Genomic DNA, 19,449 nt, shown 5'->3' with positions numbered 1-19,449 from the left:
CCAAGATGAATGCAGGTTGTTTCAAGTATGTAGAGACAGCAGGAATAAAAAAATAAGAAGTGTGCATACTGAAAAAAATACCTGACGAGGGCGTTTTAAACCATTTTAAACCAGAGGGAGTGGAGGGTATGGCTTCGAATGTTAGGAAATCAGGATCAAATGATAACCAAATGAGCCGCACGGTATCTGTTATCGCTTGGATCGCCTGTATTGCAGGAATTATCCTTATTTTGCTTGATATAGGTAATTTAACTGATCGAAATATATATTTAATGACAGGTATTGGCTGCGTTGTTGCCGGGATTTTTATTTTTCTAGTTGGGAAATCATTTGTCATTGCACGCAAGAAGGAAGACCAGGAAAACGGCCGCAGTTAATACAATTTAAAAATGATTTAAAGCAATATATACCGAAAACAACAATGTGGGGCTTCGAGCAGTGTAGGATGATAACTGTAAGGAGTCCCCTTTTTTCTTTAATATAACTTCTTTAAGATACACAAATAACGTTTTTATTATGTCATCTTTGTATTAATAAGAAATTTTGAATTTGCAAGAGAAATTTTATTTTTAGAGATGTTTTTCACAAAAAACGGACAAATAATCGACAATTCTGTTAACAATAAAAAAAGTGGCCGCTTTTCTGCTATCTTATATAAGGGCAACATTACAGGAGTTCGTAAGTTTTGAGTAATTTATTATTTAAGGAGAGGGGAACAACATGAACAAAAAACCAAAAGCGATTATTGCGTTGGTTTTGACCGTGCTCACGGTAGCATTGCTCATTTGGACGTGTTTTTATGCTGGCGGAAAATACGTTGTTTTCGATCCAAAAGGACCTATTGGGCAAGCACAAAAAGAGCTGATCATTCTTTCAACGTCTATGGCTGCACTGCTGATTGTACCGGTCATGATTTTGACTTTTTTCATCATTTGGCGATATCGCGACGCACCGGATAACAAAGCCAAGTACCAACCTCATTGGGATGACAGCAAAAAGCTGGAGACCGTATGGTGGGCTATTCCAATCATCGTTATCTGCATTCTTGCGGTTATAACTGCGAGATATACCTACTTGCTGGAGCCTTCCAAGCCGTTGGCAAGTACACAAAAGCCAGTAACCATTCAAGTGACTTCACTGGACTGGAAATGGCTCTTTATGTACCCTGAAGAAGGTATTGCTACAGTCAATGAAATTCACATTCCTAAAGGTGTTCCAGTCCGTTTTGAACTGACTGCCGACGCCCCGATGAACTCGTTCTGGATTCCGCAATTGGGCGGTCAGATCTACACCATGTCAGGCATGGCAATGAAACTGCATTTGCAGGCCGACCACGAAGGAACATACTTTGGTTCGGGTGCAAACTTTAGCGGTGAGCATTTTGGACAAATGCGTTTTGATGTAGAGGTTCAGTCGGATGAAGAGTACAAAAACTGGGTCGCTAACATCAAGAAGCAGTCTAAGCCGCTGACGAAAGACGGCTATTTGGCGCTTGCAAAACCAGGTTTGTCCCAACCTGATGAGTATTCTTCAATTCCAGATGGCTTGTTCCAAGACATTGTAAGCAAGTATGTAGTGGATGGTGCTTCTAACCCGCATGCTGGACATGGCGGACACACATCCACAGAAGGTTCTTCCAAGTCCGATACAGAAGATGAAGCTGCAATGGACATGAGTCATATGAATATGAGCGGACACCATTAAATGATTACAGGGAAGGAGGCCCCCAATGCTTGACAAAATAAAAGAGTTTGCATCCACTTTCTTCGTTACTGGAGACCCGATGATCTATGGAGCGGACGTTTCCATCGCACTAGCAACGATCGGGATCGTGTTTGTGCTCACTTATTTCAAAAAATGGGGCTGGCTTTGGAAAAACTGGTTGACTACCGTTGACCATAAAAAAGTCGGTATTATGTATATTCTTGCGGCCATCTTGATGTTATTCCGCGGAGGCGTGGATGCATTATTGATGCGTGTTCAACTTGCTACACCGGATGTTACACTACTGCATCCTGAGCATTACAACCAGATTTTCACAACACATGGCACGATCATGATCTTGTTTATGGCGATGCCGTTGATGTTTGGTTTGTTTAACATTGCCGTACCACTTCAAATTGGTGCGCGCGACGTTGCGTTCCCTTTCCTGAACGCATTGAGCTTCTGGCTTTTCTTTATGGGAGCGATGTTGTTCAACCTGTCCTTCGTTATCGGCGGTTCGCCAGATGCAGGTTGGTTGAGTTATCCACCGCTTTCAGAAATGCAATTTAGTCCCGGCGTTGGTCAGAACTTCTATATCTGGGGTATTCAGATTTCGGGTATAGGTTCATTGGCTACAGGGATCAACTTTATTGTTACTATCATTAAAATGCGTGCACCTGGTATGACTTGGATGAAGATTCCTGTCTTTACGTGGTCCGTATTTTCATCATGTGTTATTATCATTTTCGCGTTTCCAATTCTGACGGTTACTTTAGCCTTGCTATTCCTTGACCGCTTTGGAGGAGGACACTTCTTTACGCTTGATTTCGGCGGTAATCCGATGATGTATATCAACTTGATCTGGATGTGGGGTCACCCTGAGGTATACATTGTAGTTTTGCCGGCTTTCGGTATTTATTCCGAGGTCATCAGTGTATTCTCCAAAAAGAAATTGTTTGGATACAAGTCCATGGTTTACGCCATGTTCATTATTGCGATCTTGTCCTTCTTCACCTGGGCGCATCACTTCTTCACGATGGGATCAGGCGCAGATGTTAATGCATTCTTTGCGATTTCGACGATGGTTATCGCAATACCAACAGGGGTTAAAGTATTTAACTGGTTGTTCACGATGTATCGGGGTAAGATTACATTCAAGACCCCTATGATGTGGTCAATTGCTTTTATTCCTAACTTCTTGATTGCTGGTTTGACGGGCGTCATGTTGTCTGTAGCGCCTGCTGACTTCCAGTTCCATAACAGTTACTTCCTGATCGCTCACTTTCACTCCGCTCTGATTGGTGGTGTAGTGTTCGGTTACTTGGCAGGTCTGTACTATTGGTGGCCTAAAATGTTCGGTTTCACATTACCTGAAACGCCTGGTAAATGGGCTTTCTGGTTCTGGAACATCGGTTTCTATGTATGTTTTATTCCACAATATTCTCTGGGTCTGATGGGTATGACGCGTCGTCTGAGCACTTATGGCTGGGATACCGGCTGGCAGCCGCTTAACCTCGTTTCGACCGTTGGGGCATTCCTGATGGGTATTGGTTTCTTGTTCCAGGTTCTTCAAATTCTTCTGGGCATCAAGAATTACCGCAAGCTGAAGGATACAACAGGCGACCCTTGGGGTGGCCATACGTTGGAATGGTCGATTCCTTCACCTGCACCGGAGTACAATTTTGCTACCATTCCACAAGTAGAAGAACGTGATGACTGGTGGGCAGAAAAAGATAAACGTGCAAAAGGTATTTTCAGAAAGCAACCGCCAATTGAAGCGATTCATATGCCGAAGAACTCGGCGATTCCATTCATTATGTCGGTATTCTTTTTCATTGCAGGTTTCGGGTTCGTATTCGGATGGTCGTTCTTCTATATTCCAGGGTTGATCGGTGTGGCAATTTGTATGATTTGCCGTTCGTTCTTCTCCTATGATGGCGACTACTATATCCCTGCGGATGAAGTAAAACGCACGGAAGCGGCAATAAGGGGGTCTGTATAATGGCACAAGCAGCAGCACACCAAAGCCATGATCATGACCACGGGCATCACGATCCGCAAGAATTGAAGATGCTTGGTTTTTGGATCTTCCTCGTAACGGACGTAATCCTGTTCAGTACCTTGTTCGCAACCTTCGTCGTCCTTCGGAACAACACAGCCGGAGGACCGGGTGGCGCAGAGCTGTTTAACATGACGGGCGTTATTATTGAAACGTTCCTCTTGCTCACGAGCAGCTTCACAAGTGGTCTGGCTGTGTTGGCCATGAACAAAGGAAGCATGAAGGGATTAATTAACTGGTTAATCGTGACGGCGATCCTAGGTCTTGGTTTTATCGGTTTTGAGGTTTACGAGTTTGTTGAGTTGGTACACGAAGGAGCCAATTTTGGAACCAGCGCGTTCCTGTCGGCATTCTTCACTTTAGTCGGAACGCATGGACTTCACGTTTCGTTAGGTCTGGTTTGGATGATTGGACTCATGTTCCAGTTGAAGAAACGCGGGCTTACACCAGAGACGAAGGGCAAAGTTTCGGCATTGAGCTTGTACTGGCACTTTTTGGACGCTGTCTGGATCTTCTTGCTGACAGTCGTCTATTTGATGGGGGTGATGTAGATGGCACAGCATCAAACAGGAGCGGGTTCGCATGGTCATGATGATTCTCACGGTTCAGTGAAATCCTATGTTATCGGGTTTATTCTGTCCATCGTACTGACCATCATTCCTCTCGGTGTGGTTATGAATCATATGTTGAGCCGCACTTCGACCATGGTTGTTATTTTAGCCGCGGCAGTGCTGCAATTTCTGGTTCAGCTTTTCTTCTTCATGCACATTCGTGAAAGCAATGGACCACGCTGGAATGTCATGACTTTGATTTTCGGGGTAGTTATCCTGTTGACCATTGTTGGTGGTTCTGTATGGATTATGGAATACAACATGGTAGCACACTAATAAGTCAGGATTTTTGCAAAATCACTCAAGTACAAACGAATTAGGAAAGAAGAAGCGGACTTAGAGCCGCTTCTTCTTTTTTTGTGTAGCTTATTAAAAATAAAACTGTGGCTTCTTGAACTCAAGTTTACATATGTGTAAAATGGAATTGTATAACAGTAGAGTGAAAACGATAATACTAGTGGAGAGCGGAGGAAAAATTAATGAACACAGAATTACTGTTTAAACCTTTTAAGGCAGGTAATTTATCTCTTCCCAATCGGATTGTTATGGCGCCTATGACACGGAATTTTTCTCCTCAAGGTATTCCAGGGCCTGAAGTGGCCGCGTATTATCGTCGCCGTGCGGAAAATGCAGTTGGATTGATTATTACGGAGGGCACTGCTATTAATCATCCTGCAGCTGTGGAGCACACAAGCATTCCTAATTTTTATGGAGAGGGATTAGAGGGATGGGCCAAGGTAGTTGAGGAGGTTCATGCGGTAGGTGGCAAGATTATACCGCAGCTCTGGCATGTGGGTACGGCCCGTAAAATAGGTGCAGATAATCAACCGAATCCCGAGGCATTGCCTGTCGGTCCGTCCGGTATTTCTCCCGCTGGTGAAAAGGTAGTCGAGCCATTGACGGAGGCTGAGATTGCGGATATTATCTCCGCTTATGCTCAGGCCGCTGCCGATGCCCAGCGAGTGGGGTTTGACGGTATTGAGCTTCATGGAGCACACGGCTATTTAATCGATCAATTTTTCTGGGACAAAACGAATAAGCGTACCGATCAATACGGAGGCAATTTGGTCCAGCGTACTCGGTTTGCGGTGGAGGTCATTGAGGCTTGCCGTCGTGCAGTGGGGCCGAACTTCCCAATTGTACTGCGATTCTCCCAGTGGAAGATGTATCACTATGAAGAAAAGTTGGCACAGACACCACAGGAACTTGAACAGTTTCTCACTCCATTAGTGAAGGCCGGGGTGGATATATTCCATTGCTCAAGCCGCCGTTTTTGGGAACCGGAATTTGAAGGGTCTGATCTAAACCTGGCAGCTTGGACCAAAAAGATAACAGGCAAGCCAGTGATTACTGTGGGCTCGATTGGTTTGGAGAAGGCCTTTTTGAGTGATTTGGAAAAAAATAATAATCGTCAAACCGATCAATCCAGTAGTGTAGAGGCAAGATTAGAACAACTCGTGGGGCAAGTAGAACGAGAGGAAGCTGATCTGGTTGCGGTTGGGCGTGCTTTGTTGGTTGATCCAGCGTTTGCGGTGAAGTTACGTGATCAACAAATAGAAGAAATTATTCCTTACAGTGATGAAGTATTAAAGACGTTGAATTAAGCTTTATGTCGTGTAAAGCTATAGTGTTAGGCAAGCATTGAAACTTGGAAGTTTTCTGTTACAGGGCAAGCTGTAATATAAGCTATTCGTAAACTCTACGAATTTGCTATAATAGAAGCATCAAGTCGAAATACACGGGGTGAAAAGGATGAATTCTGAAACGGAAGCTTTGGATTGCGAGCCGGCTTGTCACGGTTCAGATCAGGAAATCGAGCGCATAAAATCTTCCCTTGTCGAGGATTCCATCGCATACAAAATGTCGGAGCTGTTTAAAGCACTGGGTGACCCGACACGGATTAAGCTGATTTATGCCCTGGCACAAAAAGAATTGTGTGTTCATGATCTGACCCAGGTGTTGAACATGGGACAATCTGCGGTATCCCACCAGCTTCGCTATTTGCGCAACCTGCGTATTGTCAAACGACGCAAGGAAGGCAAGACGGTGTTTTATTCACTGGATGATAATCATGTGGAGCAGATCTTTTTGCAAACCCATCAGCACATATCACATCAATGATTTTTTGGAATAAAACAACAGTAGGGCGCCAAGTGATTGGCGCTCTTTTGGCGTTTGTCCGTTGAAGTCGATTTTTTTGTTAAAAAGGGGCTAGAGTCATTGACTTTTGACCCTGATCCTGAATATAATGGCCTTAACAAATAATATATGAACAGTTGCTCATATATAGTTAATTGGAGGCCGATGGATTATGGATGCTCTAAAAAGAACGGAACGGCATGAATGGATTTTGGAAGGTTTGGATTGCGCCAACTGTGCTCTAAAGATTGAAAATGGAGTCAGTAAAATAGAAGGGGTCCTGGATTGCTCGGTCAATTTTGTTACGAAAACGTTGACGATGACCACAAGTTCGGATCAAAAAGAAGAGGTTTTTCGCCAGACTGAACGGAAGGTTCACAGACTCGAGCCGCATGTTCGAATGGTTGTAAAAAATGCTCGTGGACGCCTGCGTGAAGACAGCCGAAGCAATGCTGGTGCAGTACAGTCAGACAGCACAGAGGATTGTGCATGCGGTCATGAGCATGATGGTGAAGGTGAAGGGCATACACACGAGGTCGGGCAACATGCGGCTCACAGCCACGCTGGTCATCATCATGGAGCACATGGCAAGCAAGCCCATACGCACGATGGACACAACCACGGCGATCATGGACACGAGCATCACAACCACCATGCAGAGCACGAACATGGTGAAGCCACCCACGCTCATTCACATTCGCATGGAGATGATGGCCACGCTGGACATACGCATGATCACGGTACGGACGGTATGCGCCGCATGATTGCGCGTTTGGCTATTGGTGCGGTCGTTGCGGCTGTTGCCTGGTGGTTACCTGTCGAAGGTGTAGGCAAGCTGGCCCTATTTTTACTGGCATATATCATCGTTGGCGGTGATGTTGTCTTGCAGGCTGCGCGCAGCCTGGTGCGTGGAATGGCCTTTGACGAATACTTCCTGATGACGCTGGCTACTGTGGGTGCATTTGCGATTGGGGAATACCCGGAAGGCGTAGCTGTCATGTTCTTTTATCAAATCGGAGAGCTGTTTCAAGGCATTGCAGTTAACCGTTCACGTAAGTCCATCAGTGATCTGATGGATATTAGACCGGACTATGCCAACCTGAAGACGGCTGAGTCCGTACGGAGAGTGTCCCCAGAAGACGTTCGCATTGGGGATTTGATTGTAATTAAGCCGGGCGAGAAGATCCCGCTGGATGGTAAGGTTATAGATGGTAAATCGCATGTGGATACCTCTGCGTTGACTGGTGAATCGGTGCCTCGTACTGTAGAGCCGGGAAGCAGTGTGTTGAGTGGGTTTATCAATACGAACGGACTTCTAACGGTAGAGGTTAGCAAAGAATTTAGTGAATCCGCGGTCTCTAAAATTTTGGAATTAGTGCAAAATGCGAGTGCCAAAAAAGCGCCGACTGAAAAGTTTATCACGAAATTTTCCAGATACTATACTCCAGTAGTGGTTATTGTAGCGCTGTTGTTGGCGGTTGTTCCACCGCTTGTTGTGCCAGGTGCACAATTTGCAGATTGGGTATACCGTGCGCTTGTTTTCCTCGTTATTTCTTGTCCTTGTGCGCTGGTAGTATCCATTCCACTGGGCTTCTTTGGGGGAATCGGGGCAGCCTCCCGTTCAGGTATTCTGATCAAGGGCGGGAACTATCTTGAAGCTCTGAATCATGTGAAATACGCTGTTTTCGATAAAACGGGCACACTCACCAAAGGTGTTTTCCGTGTAACAGGGATTTATCCTGCCGGAGATTTTACAAACGAAAGCTTGCTCGAAACCGCCGCTTTGGCGGAGCTGCATTCCACACACCCTATTGCTGCGTCTTTGCGTGAATCCTACGGTAAAGAGCTCAGAGCAGAACGGGTTCAGCAATATAGTGAAATATCGGGTCACGGGATTCAGGCACAAATAGATGGTCGTCTGGTATCGGCCGGGAACGCCAAGCTGATGGAGCGGGAGCATGTGGCTTTTAACGCGGCGCAGCAAGCAGGGACGCTGGATGAAGGAACGGTCGTACATGTGGCTGTAGACGGAACGTATGCTGGGTGCATTCTGATTTCAGATGAGGTTAAGGAAGACGCAGCCCAAACGGTTGCTTCACTGAAAAAGTTGGGTGTGGTGAAAACCATCATGCTGACGGGTGACAATCGGACAGTTGCCGAGGCTGTAGGACGACAGCTGGGTTTGGATGAAGTACGGGCAGAGCTGTTACCTCAGCACAAAGCTGAAGCCATCGAGCAGTTGTCTGCAAGTAAAAAAACGAGCGACAAAATTTTGTTCGTAGGCGATGGGATTAATGATACACCCGTACTGGCACTGGCAGATGTCGGTGTAGCGATGGGCGGTTTGGGATCGGATGCTGCGATTGAGGCGGCAGATATCGTAATCATGAACGACGAGCCTTCAAGGCTAGTTACGGCGATCCATATCGCTAAGCGCACACGTCGTATCGTATGGCAAAACATTATATTTGCGCTAGGCGTCAAAGCTGTGTTTCTTACGCTGGGAGCATTCGGTATTGCTACTATGTGGGAGGCTGTATTTTCCGATGTAGGTGTAACATTGCTAGCCGTATTGAATGTGATGCGTGTATTGAAGGTTCGTTCTTACGAATAAAAATAAACACCCCTGGGTTAGCATTGGATGTATAGGCATCCTGTGAAGACCGGGGGTGTTTATTTTATAGGTTCCTTTTTCGAGTGGTCTTGTGCCAGCAGTATAGAGATTTATTTTGGGATGTAGGGTGGTTGTGCCCAGATGTATAAATGTGTGGCGTGCCTAATACGTTAAGGTAGGGGCTTTACAGGTAAGGCCCATGTAAGATTCGGTTGCTCCATAATGAGTAAGCGTTTTCTTTGTTTGGAGGGGTACTCGAATTCGTGTGTGCCAACTTGCTGACGGAAGAAAGGATGGATTAATAGCATGGAGGCTAAACTGATGCATGTATTCGCAGAGCTGTTGGGTGGCAAAAACAGCCGGGATCTCAAAGTTCCAGAGTCGGGTACGGAGGCTGCTGCACAGAGGTTGGCTATGGAGACGCTAAGGGCAGGCAGCCATGAAGTATCTGCTACGCAGGAGGAAGATCCGTTGGGCTGGCTGGTTGGTTTAGCTGAGCAGGGCGTAATCAGTCGAGCGGAGGCTTTGATGGCTGCGAATCCGGAATTACTTGGGAAAACGATGCTGAATCACGACAACGATATTGGGCAAGCAATGGGCACACTCCTAAAATGGAGCGATGAATACAGGCGCACCTCCATACGGATTTATGCCGATGCTCCTGCAAGTTTGAGTCGCATCAGTACAGAGACAGCATCAGAAATAGGCAGTTTTGACGGTTATAGTCTTCTGCATGGTCCCTTGTCACAGGCATCTGGCCGCGTGGGGGAATTATGCTATGCCTATCTGGACGTAGCTGAGTCTGGACAGATGATTCATGCCCCTGATGGGGAGCCCGATCCCATCCTTATTCCCGGTTCTCGTGCATCTGACACGTACAAAACCTTTAACCAGGCATCTGGCCTGCCTGGATTGTGTGAGCATTTGTCCCGCCGAATTATCAGTTTGCTGGAAACAGAATATGAAGGCTTATTCGAGTCTTTGAACGGATCACCACTCACTATAGCCCTAATTGAGCAGAACAATGCAGTGGGTCTTGGAAGCCTGCAAGATATGCAGTTGGAGGCATTACTGCGTGCGGCGTTACGGAGCGTGCGGCAGGGGGGAGAACCCAAGCTGGAGATTATGGTGCGCAATCCGGCTGACGTGGACGAATTCCGGGCAACCCGAGACTGGATTGACGGCGTTGCGGAGCAGACCTTATGCGAACGTCTTCGGTGCATTCCATATCGGGTAGGCGTACTTTTGACAGTTGATCCGTCTTTGGTGCCTAACGTAAGCCAAACAGGGAACAGGCCAGCCGCACGGTCGGGGGAGTCAGCCAACCCCAATAACATGTCCGAAGTGGGCGCGCGACAGATCAAGCAGGTGGCTCAAGCTGCAGATCTGGCACGCTTTGCCGATACGGTCATTTTAGAAGTCATACCAACTTCATCCGATGGCATTAGGGCTGAGGATCAGTTGATTCCATCCGATGTCAATGGTCATGAGAATACTAGTGATACGATAAAATGCATAATGGAAGCTGTTCGGCGTGTAAAGCCCGAGCTTCCTTTATGGGTAGCAATAGATGAAATTCACCAGTCTCTGGATGGGATTTCGATCTGGGAGAATGAGCTGACGGGGGTCATTTGCCCGGACACAGCAGTTCCCGCTGCACGCCTTGCGGCTGCACGTTTGGAACTGCAACAGCCCGCAGATCGTCAGCACACTTTAGGAACTGCACACAACCATGCGTGGAAGTTTCCTTTAGCCTGAAGATAACCCGAATTCATGTAATAGAGGATTTTGCAAAAAATCCAATAAGCGACTTTCAATGAACAATATATAGATCGAAATGGTCTAGTTCGTCTATATATTGCACTTTGGAGCGACTGGAATCGAATTTTGCAAATCCTGAATAGGATGCTTTAAATATGGAGGATACCTGCGGTGTTTGCGCGGGTATCTTTTTTTATTTAGGCCATTACTGGTTTACAAGTGGAAAAGAAAAGGTATATAATAAAACAAAAGTTTCTCTAAACCAAAATAATTGTATAGATGCAAAAATGATTATCATTCTCATTGCCAAACATGCTGCTTCGGGCTTCCCGAAGCAGCATGTGCTATTTTAAGGCACTTAACAATGGATATCATTCTCAATGAGATGCTAGTACAAGGAACAAAATATGAAAGGAACGTGACATGATGCAAGCTGCTCAACGATTACAAGATACATTGTCTTCCTCTAACCGAACCCTTTCAAAAAACAGTGGCAGCGGACGACCCGGTCCGAATCGCAAGCCGCAATTTCAGCTTAAAAGCATGCTGAAAAACAAGGAGATGCAAGCTGCTCTAGGTAGTGGATTGCTGATGCTAATGGCATGGGGGATTTCACATTGGTGGCAATGGCTATCGGTCATTCTGTATGTGGTGTCTTACGCCCTTGGGGGCTGGTCCAAAGCCAGAGAAGGGATCGAAACACTGATCCGAGAACATGATCTGGATGTTAATCTGCTCATGATCGCTGCCTCCCTAGGAGCTGCGGCCATTGGCTATTGGAATGAAGGAGCCATGCTGATCTTTATTTTTGCACTCAGCGGTGCGCTGGAGAGCTATACCACCGAGCGTAGTAGTAAGGATATTTCTGAGCTCATGGCGTTGAAGCCGGAAACGGCTTTGCGCTTGTCTCGCGAGGGGACGGAAACGGTCGGCATTGAGCAGCTGTTGCCAGGCGACCTGCTGCTGGTGAAGCCGGGCGAACTGATTCCGGCGGACGGGCGAATCTCCAAGGGCGTTTCGGCAGTGAATCAGGCATCTATTACCGGGGAATCTGTTCCGGTAAATAAGGTGGAAGGTGACGAAGTATATGCCGGCACCATTAATGGAGAAGGCGTGCTATATGTAGAGGTTAGTCAGTCCTCGGAGGACACTTTATTTTCAAAAATCATTCGTATGGTGGAAGAGGCTCAGACTGAAGTTCCTGATTCCCAGCGGTTTATTAAAACGTTTGAATCGGTGTACGCTCGAATTGTTGTTGCTGTCACGCTGATCGTCATTGCCGGTGCACCCATAGCATTAGGCTGGACGTGGGCAGCAGCGTTCTACAAGGCTATGGTGTTCCTCGTCGTGGCCTCACCCTGTGCGCTCGTGTCATCCATTATGCCAGTGATGCTATCGGCCATTTCCAACCGTGCCCGGCGGGGCATCCTGTTCAAAGGTGGCGCACATGTGGAGAATATGGCATTGACTTCTGTTGTTGCTTTTGACAAAACAGGCACGTTAACGATGGGGTCACCTGTCGTCACGGATTGGATTACCGCCGCAGAATACGATGCCGATGAGCTATTGCACATTGTCGCTACAATCGAAAGTTATTCTTTGCATCCGCTGGCGCGAGCGATTGTAGCCAAAGCCGAAGCTGAATGGGGACAGAGAGAGCTGCTCCCAACCGAGCAAGTGCAGGCACTCACCGGATGGGGGATGGAAGGCATCATAGGCGGGGTGAAGTGGAAAATCGGTCGTACAAATGTACTGGATGGACCTAGTCCTCTGGCAGAGCCACAGTGGATGGAGAGTCGGGCCCGGCTGGAAGCTGAGGGCAAAACCGTATCCATTATCCTCGCGGATGATCGGATTGCCGGGATGCTGGCACTACGCGACGAGCTGCGTCCGCAGGCCCAAGAGTCCGTGAAACGCCTGCAAGCGCAGGGGATCTGGGTCGTCATGCTGACCGGAGACCGCCCGGAAACGGCTGCTGTGATCGCGGAGCAGGCCGGAGTCGACGCCGTATATGCTGGCTTAATGCCGGAGGACAAAGTCAGCCATATTCGCATGCTGCGGGAGCAGTACGGGCATGTCGTCATGGTCGGCGACGGTGTGAATGACGCTCCAGCGTTGACTGCGGCAACCGTAGGACTAGGCATGGGGATGCATGGCAGCGGAGCAGCGCTAGAGGTCGCTGACGTGGTACTGATGAACGATGGAATCGAGGAGATTGCTCCGACGATAGCACTGGCGCGCAAGGCGCAGCGGGTGGTCAAACAAAATATGATCTTCGCGGTAAGTGTCATTTTGCTGCTTGTGATCAGCAACTTTGTGCAAGATATAGCCCTGCCATTTGGGGTTATTGGGCATGAAGGCAGCACATTACTTGTCATTTTGAATGGCCTGCGCTTATTGCGGTCATAGGACTAATAATTACAAGATGACAAACAGGAAGGAGCATTCATACCTCTTAAAATCCAGGGGGATGAATGCTCCTTCTTTTGCAGTGCCGGCCTATCTGTCTGAAAGGCAAGTTCATCTCATACCTCTAGTTCGCTAACGCTGTACGTCTATCTTCGTCGCGGTGTAGACCGTCGCAAGAACAAGGAAAACAATAGCCCTGCAAGTGCAATCCCTGTAGCAATGATGAAGGCATCATTAATGCCATGGATCGTCGATTCCGTAACGGCACTGCGGTACACCTGTTGTAGCGCCAACGCTGAACCACTTTCTGTTGAAACGCCCGCTGTTTGCGCGAGGGTTTGTCCCAACTGTGCTACTCCTTCGGTTAAAGGAACATTGGCGGTGGTAGCGACATTCGCATAATCCGCTACATGAATCGTGGTCCGGCTGCTCATTACAGTAATGAGCCAAGCGGTACCGATAGACCCAGCGATTTGCCGTACTGTGTTGGACATGGCTGTACCGTGGCTACCGAGATGGGCAGGTAGCTGGTTTAGCCCTTCCGTCTGGACGGACATCATCAGCAATGACATTCCGAAGCTGCGAATCGTATAGATGATCATAATATGTCCGTAGGTGGTGGCATCGGTCAGCAGACTGAATTCCCATGTCGTGACTGCCGTAATGATCAGTCCAATGATCGCCAACGGCCTCGCGCCGATACGGTCAAATACTGCCCCTGATATCGGTGACATCACACCCATCAGCAGTGCACCCGGCAACAGCAGCAGACCGGATTGCAGCGGTGTAAAGCCGCGTATATTTTGCAAATAGATCGGCAGCAGCAGCATCCCGCCGAACATTGTCATGTTGACGGTAGCCCCGACTAAGGTCGATACAGTGAAAATATCATATTTAAACACACGGAACTCCAGCATCGGTTGTATCATGTTCAGCTCACGTACGATAAACATTACAATAAACACAATCCCGGCAGCGAGTGTAAGTATTACCGTATTGCTACTCCAGCCTTTGTCTCCAGCTGAACTAAAGCCATACAGCAGAAAGCCAAAACCAAGGGTGGAAAAGATGGTTCCCAACAGGTCAAAGTTCGGTTTTGTTAGCTTGGATACATTTTTGAGCCAGCGTATGGCGAACAGAATATCAATGATCGCTAGCGGAATAACGAGTAAAAATAGCAGCCGCCAGCTGTAATGCTCCACAATCCAGCCAGATAAAGTCGGTCCAATCGCCGGGGCAAACATCATGGCGATCCCCATGGTACCCATGGCAGCGCCCCGTTTTTCCGGAGGAAACACAGTCAGGAACACGTTCATGACCACAGGCATGATGATGCCCGCTCCGCTGGCCTGGATAACGCGTCCAACCAGCATAGGCGCAAAGCCGGTACTGGCAGCACAGACGACAGACCCGGCAGTAAATAACCCCATCGCGGATATGAACAGCGCACGTGTTCCGAATGACTCAATCAGAAAAGCGGTGATTGGAATCAAAATCCCGTTGGTTAGCATATATCCGGTGGATAGCCATTGAACGGTCGTTGCAGATACATTGAAATCATTCATCAAGTGTGGAATGGCCACGTTAAGCAGCGTTTGATTCAAAATAGAAATGAAGGCGCCTAGCAGCAGCACGGACAGAATACGTCCGACGGACATTTTTTGATCCATGACAGCCTCCTACTTGTGAACTCTGATGGTCGCACTCATTCCCGGGATAATACCCAGCCCCTTGTAACCTTGAATGGAAATGTTGACAGGCACGACCTGTGTTACCTTGGTATAGTTGGCAGTGGTATTGGAAGTGGGCAGTAGTGAAAAAGTCGATGCGGTCGCCAGGCCGATCTTTTCGAGTTTACCGCTCAGGGACGTATCCGGGTAAGCATCAATATATACATCTACGGTCTGTCCTACTTGAAGATCCTGTACAGCCGTTTCGTCTATATTGGCGGTAATCCATAAATTGTTTAGATCAAAAGCCTTCGCTAAAGGCGTGCCTGCCCCAACAATCGAGTTATTGACCGCAGATTGCTGCACGATGGTACCATCGGTTGGAATCGTAACGCTAATTCGACTTCCGCCTCCTTCTACATTCCCAAGCGTGCTTCCAGCGGTGTAGGTTTTACCAACTTCAGCATTCCAGCCTGTGAGCTTGCCCGCGCTTGGAGAGGCAACGGTAACCGCTTGTCCGCTCACTTGGGCATTATCGGTTTTTATGTAGTTGGCGGATTGATTATAGTAATAGGCGGCGGCTCCACCTCCTGCCAGAATAATGATAATAACTAGCAGGTTGACTAATATGGCGCGTGAATTCATGTGTAACATGCCTCCCTAGTTCTTGGATTTTCAAAGTATGCGTCAAACGATTCATAATATTCAGATGGATTTTGGGCAAGGTTAAGAGCGCATGCGAAAAGGATGATTTTGCTGACAAAGGATGATGCGCATAATGACGACCAGAATCATGATTGTATATGACAGTGAAAATGAGCATACCGAACGTCTCGCTCGCTCCATCGCAGAAGGCGCGCGCCTTGAGCACACGGAAGTGTTGCTAAAGCATGTGAACGAGGCCGATGTGAACGAGCTAGTGAATGTGGACGCGATCATATGGGGTTGCCCGGGCCATTTTGGTACCATTAGTAGCGGTCTGAAAAGCTGGATTGATAAGCTGGGGTATCTGTGGGCACAGGGCAAGCTGGTGGATAAAATCGGCGCTGTGTTTTGCACAACCGCTACCGTTCATGGTGGATTAGAATCCACACTTCTGAATTTGATTACTCCGATGCTTCATCAAGGCATGATTGTTGTAGGACTGCCAGCTAATATTACGGAAAATGCGTTATACGGCTCCTATTACGGCGTAGGGATAACATGTCCGGTGGAGACAGACCCCAATGGACCGCCTAATCTTCCAACGGGTGATGATCTTGCACTAGGTCGCTCTTTGGGCAAACGGGTCGCTGAGATAGCCGGACGGTACCGTAGCGCTGAAAGAGAATAGGAGGCCGCCGATGACCATTGCTTTTATCGTAGTAGCTGCGGTTGCCTTTATTTTTTTGCTGGTATTTAATACGAAGATGACGCGCAAGTCCTCTCCCAAGACTCACCCCACCGAAGAGGATACACGGCAAAGAAGCAAACGTCCTTATCCTGTGCAGGTGGAACCTGAGGTGCGTGAATTGACAGATCATACGCGAGAGATGCAGCATAAAAATCTCGACGTCGAAGAACATCATGCGCAGGAACAACATAAGGTGCCTGATATCCAGACGGATAAGAAGGTAGAAAAGGATCGCGAGAACCTCAAAGATGCTTACGGAGATCAGGATTATCGTGCGGCTTTACGTGGTTTTGCTGGAAAAGACGAAGAAAAGGATGGACGTTCCCAAATATCCAATGGAGAGAAGGAGACTCACAAAAGTGAGGACGAGCAGTACCGTGAAGCACTGCGCTCCATGAACCAAAAAAAATGAGGTATCTCTATTTGAACATGCCAAAAAGGCTGCTTATCTGTCTGGATTACAGGCAGAAGGCAGCCTTTTTGTGTTGCTCGGCTATAGCCATTCGGTTAGCCCAATCATCGTAATTAAGCCGAGAATAAAAGAGAATGTGGCGATCCGCTGATTGCCATCCCCGTGACTCTCGGGAATCAGTTCCTTGTAGACGATAAACATCATGGCTCCAGCGGCAAAAGCAAGCCCATAAGGTACCAGTCCGTTCACCCAGCTGCTCAAATAAAAGCCGATCAGACTCGTTATGATTTCCACGGCTCCAGTGAGGGTAGCAATGCCCAATGCCTTGAAACGGCCGATGTTTTGATTCACAAGGAATAGTGCTACGATAAAGCCTTCCGGGGCATTTTGCAGGCCGATAGAGAAGGCGATCAGATTGCCGAGATTGTGAGTCTCACTTGCATAGCTGACTCCCACGGAAAGCCCTTCTGGCAAATTGTGCAATGTAATAGCTGCGATAATGAGAAAAGATTTGGACTCCAGATGAAAGGTCTTGGAGTCGGGGTCCTCCAAATCCGCATGGGGAATGTACATTTCCATCACCAGTAATACGAGACAGCCGAGCAGGATTCCCGCAGTCAGCACGAACCAATTGGAATGCTGGATCGCTTCGGGAATGAGGTTATACACGGATGCAGAGGTCATAATTCCTGCGGCATAAGCCAACAAAACATCGCGAAGCCGATGCGTGATTTTACGCATAAATAGTATGGGCACGGCGCCGAGTCCAGTGGACAGGGCAGAAATAAAGCTACCTACAAAAACGTCATTCATAATCGGGATAATCCCTCCATACCTAATTTATCTTTAAGCTTCGCTTCATGAAAACTTCATTTGACTGTTTACAGCTATTTCCGCATAATGAAATTAGGATTTAGAATCAGTCTAAGTCATAAGAACCTACAAAACAAGTGATTCGTTTTTGCAATATCCGGGTGTCCACATTTTGGGATAAGCTTCTGGTGGAATTACTTTTAGAGTATATGCAGCTGCCCAGCGCCCGGTACCGAAAACTCGTTATATAATACTTATGATATTTTAGGAGGAACCAAGATATGTACAAGTCCATTATTATAGGTACCGGCCCTGCCGGTTTGACCGCTGCAATTTATCTGGCACGCGCTAACATGAGCCCACTGGTGATCGAAGGACCACAGCCAGGCGGACAATTAACCACGACTACGGAAGTCGAAAATTTCCCAGGTTTTCCTGAAGGAATCATGGGGCCCGATTTGATGGATAATATGCGTAAGCAAGCAGAGCGTTTTGGCGCTGAATTCCGCACAGGTTGGGTAAACAAGGTAGACACAACTGCTCGTCCATTTACACTGGATGTAGAAGGGTTGGGTGAACTGGTTACCGACACACTGATTATTTCCACAGGGGCGACTGCCAAATATCTGGGTATTCCCGGTGAACAGGATAATATCGGACGTGGCGTAAGCACTTGCGCAACATGCGACGGCTTCTTTTTCCGTGGCAAAGAAATTGTTGTCATCGGCGGTGGAGACTCTGCATTGGAAGAAGCCAATTTCCTGACTCGTTTTGCTTCCAAAGTAACGTTGGTGCATCGTCGTGAAGAAATGCGCGCCTCCAAAATTATGCAGGATCGTGCTCGTGCGAACAACAAAATTGAATGGGCGCTTAATCGTACTCCTGTAGAAGTGATCGCTGACGAGAACGGAGTCACTGGCTTGAAAGTGCTGAATAATGCAACAGGCGAAGAGGAGATCATTACAGTTAGCGGCGTATTCGTGGCGATTGGTCACCATCCGAATACAGGCTTCCTCGAGGGGCAAATTACAACGGATGCGAACGGTTATATCGTCGTAAATCCGGGGACTTCCGAAACAAACGTGCCAGGCGTGTTCGCTTGTGGCGACGTACAGGATACACGCTACAGACAAGCAATTACCGCAGCAGGTAGTGGCTGCATGGCTGCTATGGACAGCGAGAAATACATCGAAAGCTTGGAGCACAGCGCACTGGCCCTGTAATGATCTTCGCAAGGTTGAATAAATATGATGTAACAAAATAAATGATGAGGTGATATTCATGGAAAAAGCAATTGTATACACATCTACAAACTGCCCGCATTGCCGTCAAGTAAAAAGCTATTTGAGTGAAAAAGGCGTGGAGTACGAAGAACGCAACATTGAAACCAATGAAGCTTTTGCTCAAGAGGTTTGGGATATGGGCATTCGTGCCGTTCCATTGACTTTGATCGGGGAAGAACGTATTTCCGGTATGAACAAAACCAAGTTTGAAAAAGTGCTGAACGCTTAATCCAACCAACAGCAGATGACGGTCCTATGATCGTTATATGGTTTAAATAAGGCCCCCATTGCAGTTACATGCTGCGATGGAGGTCTTTTTACTTCTTTTTACAAAGAGAGAATTTTGTCGAAAAGTATTGCATCTGTAGATAATCGGTGCTATATTTTAATTGTAAGCGCTTAAAACCCGGGTTGCTTCTATGTAACAATTCATCAATGCACCATCAATTATGACTTCTAATTAACTAAATAGCACAATATCCAATAAAGGCGTGTTACTGTTCGGCAGGCAAGACCTAGATTGGGTAGGATATTTTTCCCTACCCTTTTTAGGTCTTTTTTTGTTCCTTATTTTAAGAAGG

At 47.3% G+C, this 19,449-nt stretch carries 18 protein-coding genes; 15 read left to right on the top strand and 3 right to left on the bottom strand.

Translation table 11 applies throughout. The features are described 5' to 3' along the window. Positions 1–128 precede the first annotated feature (128 nt). The 11 genes from NSQ58_RS00480 (at position 129) to NSQ58_RS00430 (ending at position 13,297) form a co-directional block, all read left to right on the top strand. Positions 129–377, top strand: coding sequence for a hypothetical protein (locus NSQ58_RS00480; protein ID WP_013311984.1), 249 nt, complete (start codon positions 129–131; stop codon positions 375–377). A gap of 343 nt (positions 378–720) precedes the next feature. Next, positions 721–1,704, top strand: coding sequence for a ubiquinol oxidase subunit II (gene cyoA, locus NSQ58_RS00475; RefSeq protein ID WP_023990329.1), 984 nt, complete (start codon positions 721–723; stop codon positions 1,702–1,704). 25 nt (positions 1,705–1,729) lie between these two features. After that, positions 1,730–3,706: a cbb3-type cytochrome c oxidase subunit I gene (locus tag NSQ58_RS00470; RefSeq protein WP_023990328.1), complete on the top strand. Its 1,977-nt coding sequence runs from the start codon at positions 1,730–1,732 to the stop codon at positions 3,704–3,706. Next, positions 3,706–4,314: a cytochrome o ubiquinol oxidase subunit III gene (gene cyoC, locus NSQ58_RS00465; protein WP_023990327.1), complete on the top strand. Its 609-nt coding sequence runs from the start codon at positions 3,706–3,708 to the stop codon at positions 4,312–4,314. The genes NSQ58_RS00470 and cyoC overlap by 1 nt, the downstream gene beginning before the upstream one ends. After that, entirely contained in the window at positions 4,315–4,650 is a 336-nt protein-coding gene (gene cyoD / locus NSQ58_RS00460) for a cytochrome o ubiquinol oxidase subunit IV (protein WP_023990326.1), read from the top strand. It begins immediately after the preceding gene. Between the two features lie 203 nt (positions 4,651–4,853). Next, complete coding sequence (locus tag NSQ58_RS00455; protein WP_023990325.1) at positions 4,854–5,978, top strand: NADH:flavin oxidoreductase; 1,125 nt, start codon at positions 4,854–4,856, stop codon at positions 5,976–5,978. A 148-nt stretch (positions 5,979–6,126) separates the two neighbouring features. Continuing rightward, the gene (locus NSQ58_RS00450) at positions 6,127–6,495 is read left to right on the top strand and encodes an ArsR/SmtB family transcription factor (RefSeq protein WP_007432172.1); all 369 of its coding nucleotides are present in this window, start codon (positions 6,127–6,129) and stop codon (positions 6,493–6,495) included. A 190-nt stretch (positions 6,496–6,685) separates the two neighbouring features. Beyond that, on the top strand, positions 6,686–9,127 hold the full coding sequence (locus NSQ58_RS00445; protein ID WP_023990324.1) for a heavy metal translocating P-type ATPase: 2,442 nt from the start codon (positions 6,686–6,688) through the stop codon (positions 9,125–9,127). A gap of 306 nt (positions 9,128–9,433) precedes the next feature. Then, entirely contained in the window at positions 9,434–10,885 is a 1,452-nt protein-coding gene (locus NSQ58_RS00440) for a PEP-utilizing protein (RefSeq protein ID WP_341056708.1), read from the top strand. A 158-nt stretch (positions 10,886–11,043) separates the two neighbouring features. Further along, positions 11,044–11,241, top strand: a complete 198-nt coding sequence (locus tag NSQ58_RS00435) for a hypothetical protein (protein WP_071558240.1) — start codon at positions 11,044–11,046, stop codon at positions 11,239–11,241. 73 nt (positions 11,242–11,314) lie between these two features. Further along, positions 11,315–13,297 (top strand): heavy metal translocating P-type ATPase, encoded by a 1,983-nt coding sequence (locus NSQ58_RS00430; RefSeq protein WP_305728700.1) that lies wholly within the window; start codon positions 11,315–11,317, stop codon positions 13,295–13,297. Positions 13,298–13,443: 146 nt separating this feature from the next. Here NSQ58_RS00430 and NSQ58_RS00425 read toward each other — a convergent pair whose 3' ends face one another. Both NSQ58_RS00425 and NSQ58_RS00420 read right to left on the bottom strand, forming a co-directional pair. Beyond that, positions 13,444–14,967, bottom strand: coding sequence for a DHA2 family efflux MFS transporter permease subunit (locus tag NSQ58_RS00425; protein ID WP_023990320.1), 1,524 nt, complete (start codon positions 14,965–14,967; stop codon positions 13,444–13,446). Positions 14,968–14,976: 9 nt separating this feature from the next. After that, a complete protein-coding gene (locus NSQ58_RS00420) occupies positions 14,977–15,612 on the bottom strand; it encodes an HlyD family efflux transporter periplasmic adaptor subunit (protein WP_028541823.1) in 636 nt (211 codons plus the stop codon). A gap of 133 nt (positions 15,613–15,745) precedes the next feature. Between NSQ58_RS00420 and NSQ58_RS00415 the strand changes: the two genes are divergently transcribed. Both NSQ58_RS00415 and NSQ58_RS00410 read left to right on the top strand, forming a co-directional pair. Next, positions 15,746–16,300, top strand: coding sequence for an NAD(P)H-dependent oxidoreductase (locus NSQ58_RS00415; RefSeq protein ID WP_023990319.1), 555 nt, complete (start codon positions 15,746–15,748; stop codon positions 16,298–16,300). Between the two features lie 10 nt (positions 16,301–16,310). Beyond that, a complete protein-coding gene (locus NSQ58_RS00410; protein ID WP_023990318.1) occupies positions 16,311–16,772 on the top strand; it encodes a hypothetical protein in 462 nt (153 codons plus the stop codon). 81 nt (positions 16,773–16,853) lie between these two features. On the opposite strand, the gene NSQ58_RS00405 is transcribed toward NSQ58_RS00410, so the two are convergent. Next, positions 16,854–17,585, bottom strand: a complete 732-nt coding sequence (locus tag NSQ58_RS00405) for a ZIP family metal transporter (RefSeq protein WP_076264986.1) — start codon at positions 17,583–17,585, stop codon at positions 16,854–16,856. Between the two features lie 281 nt (positions 17,586–17,866). On the opposite strand from NSQ58_RS00405, the gene trxB reads away from it, so the two are divergent. Then, on the top strand, positions 17,867–18,808 hold the full coding sequence (gene trxB, locus NSQ58_RS00400) for a thioredoxin-disulfide reductase (protein ID WP_023990316.1): 942 nt from the start codon (positions 17,867–17,869) through the stop codon (positions 18,806–18,808). Positions 18,809–18,866: 58 nt separating this feature from the next. After that, the gene (locus NSQ58_RS00395) at positions 18,867–19,097 is read left to right on the top strand and encodes a glutaredoxin family protein (protein WP_007432162.1); all 231 of its coding nucleotides are present in this window, start codon (positions 18,867–18,869) and stop codon (positions 19,095–19,097) included. Positions 19,098–19,449: the final 352 nt, after the last annotated feature.

Source organism: Paenibacillus sp. FSL M7-0134 (genome assembly GCF_038007865.1).
GTDB classification, from domain to species: domain Bacteria; phylum Bacillota; class Bacilli; order Paenibacillales; family Paenibacillaceae; genus Paenibacillus; species Paenibacillus polymyxa_B.
Note: the sequence above shows the minus strand (reverse complement) of the source record. Positions and strands in the feature narration are given on the sequence as shown.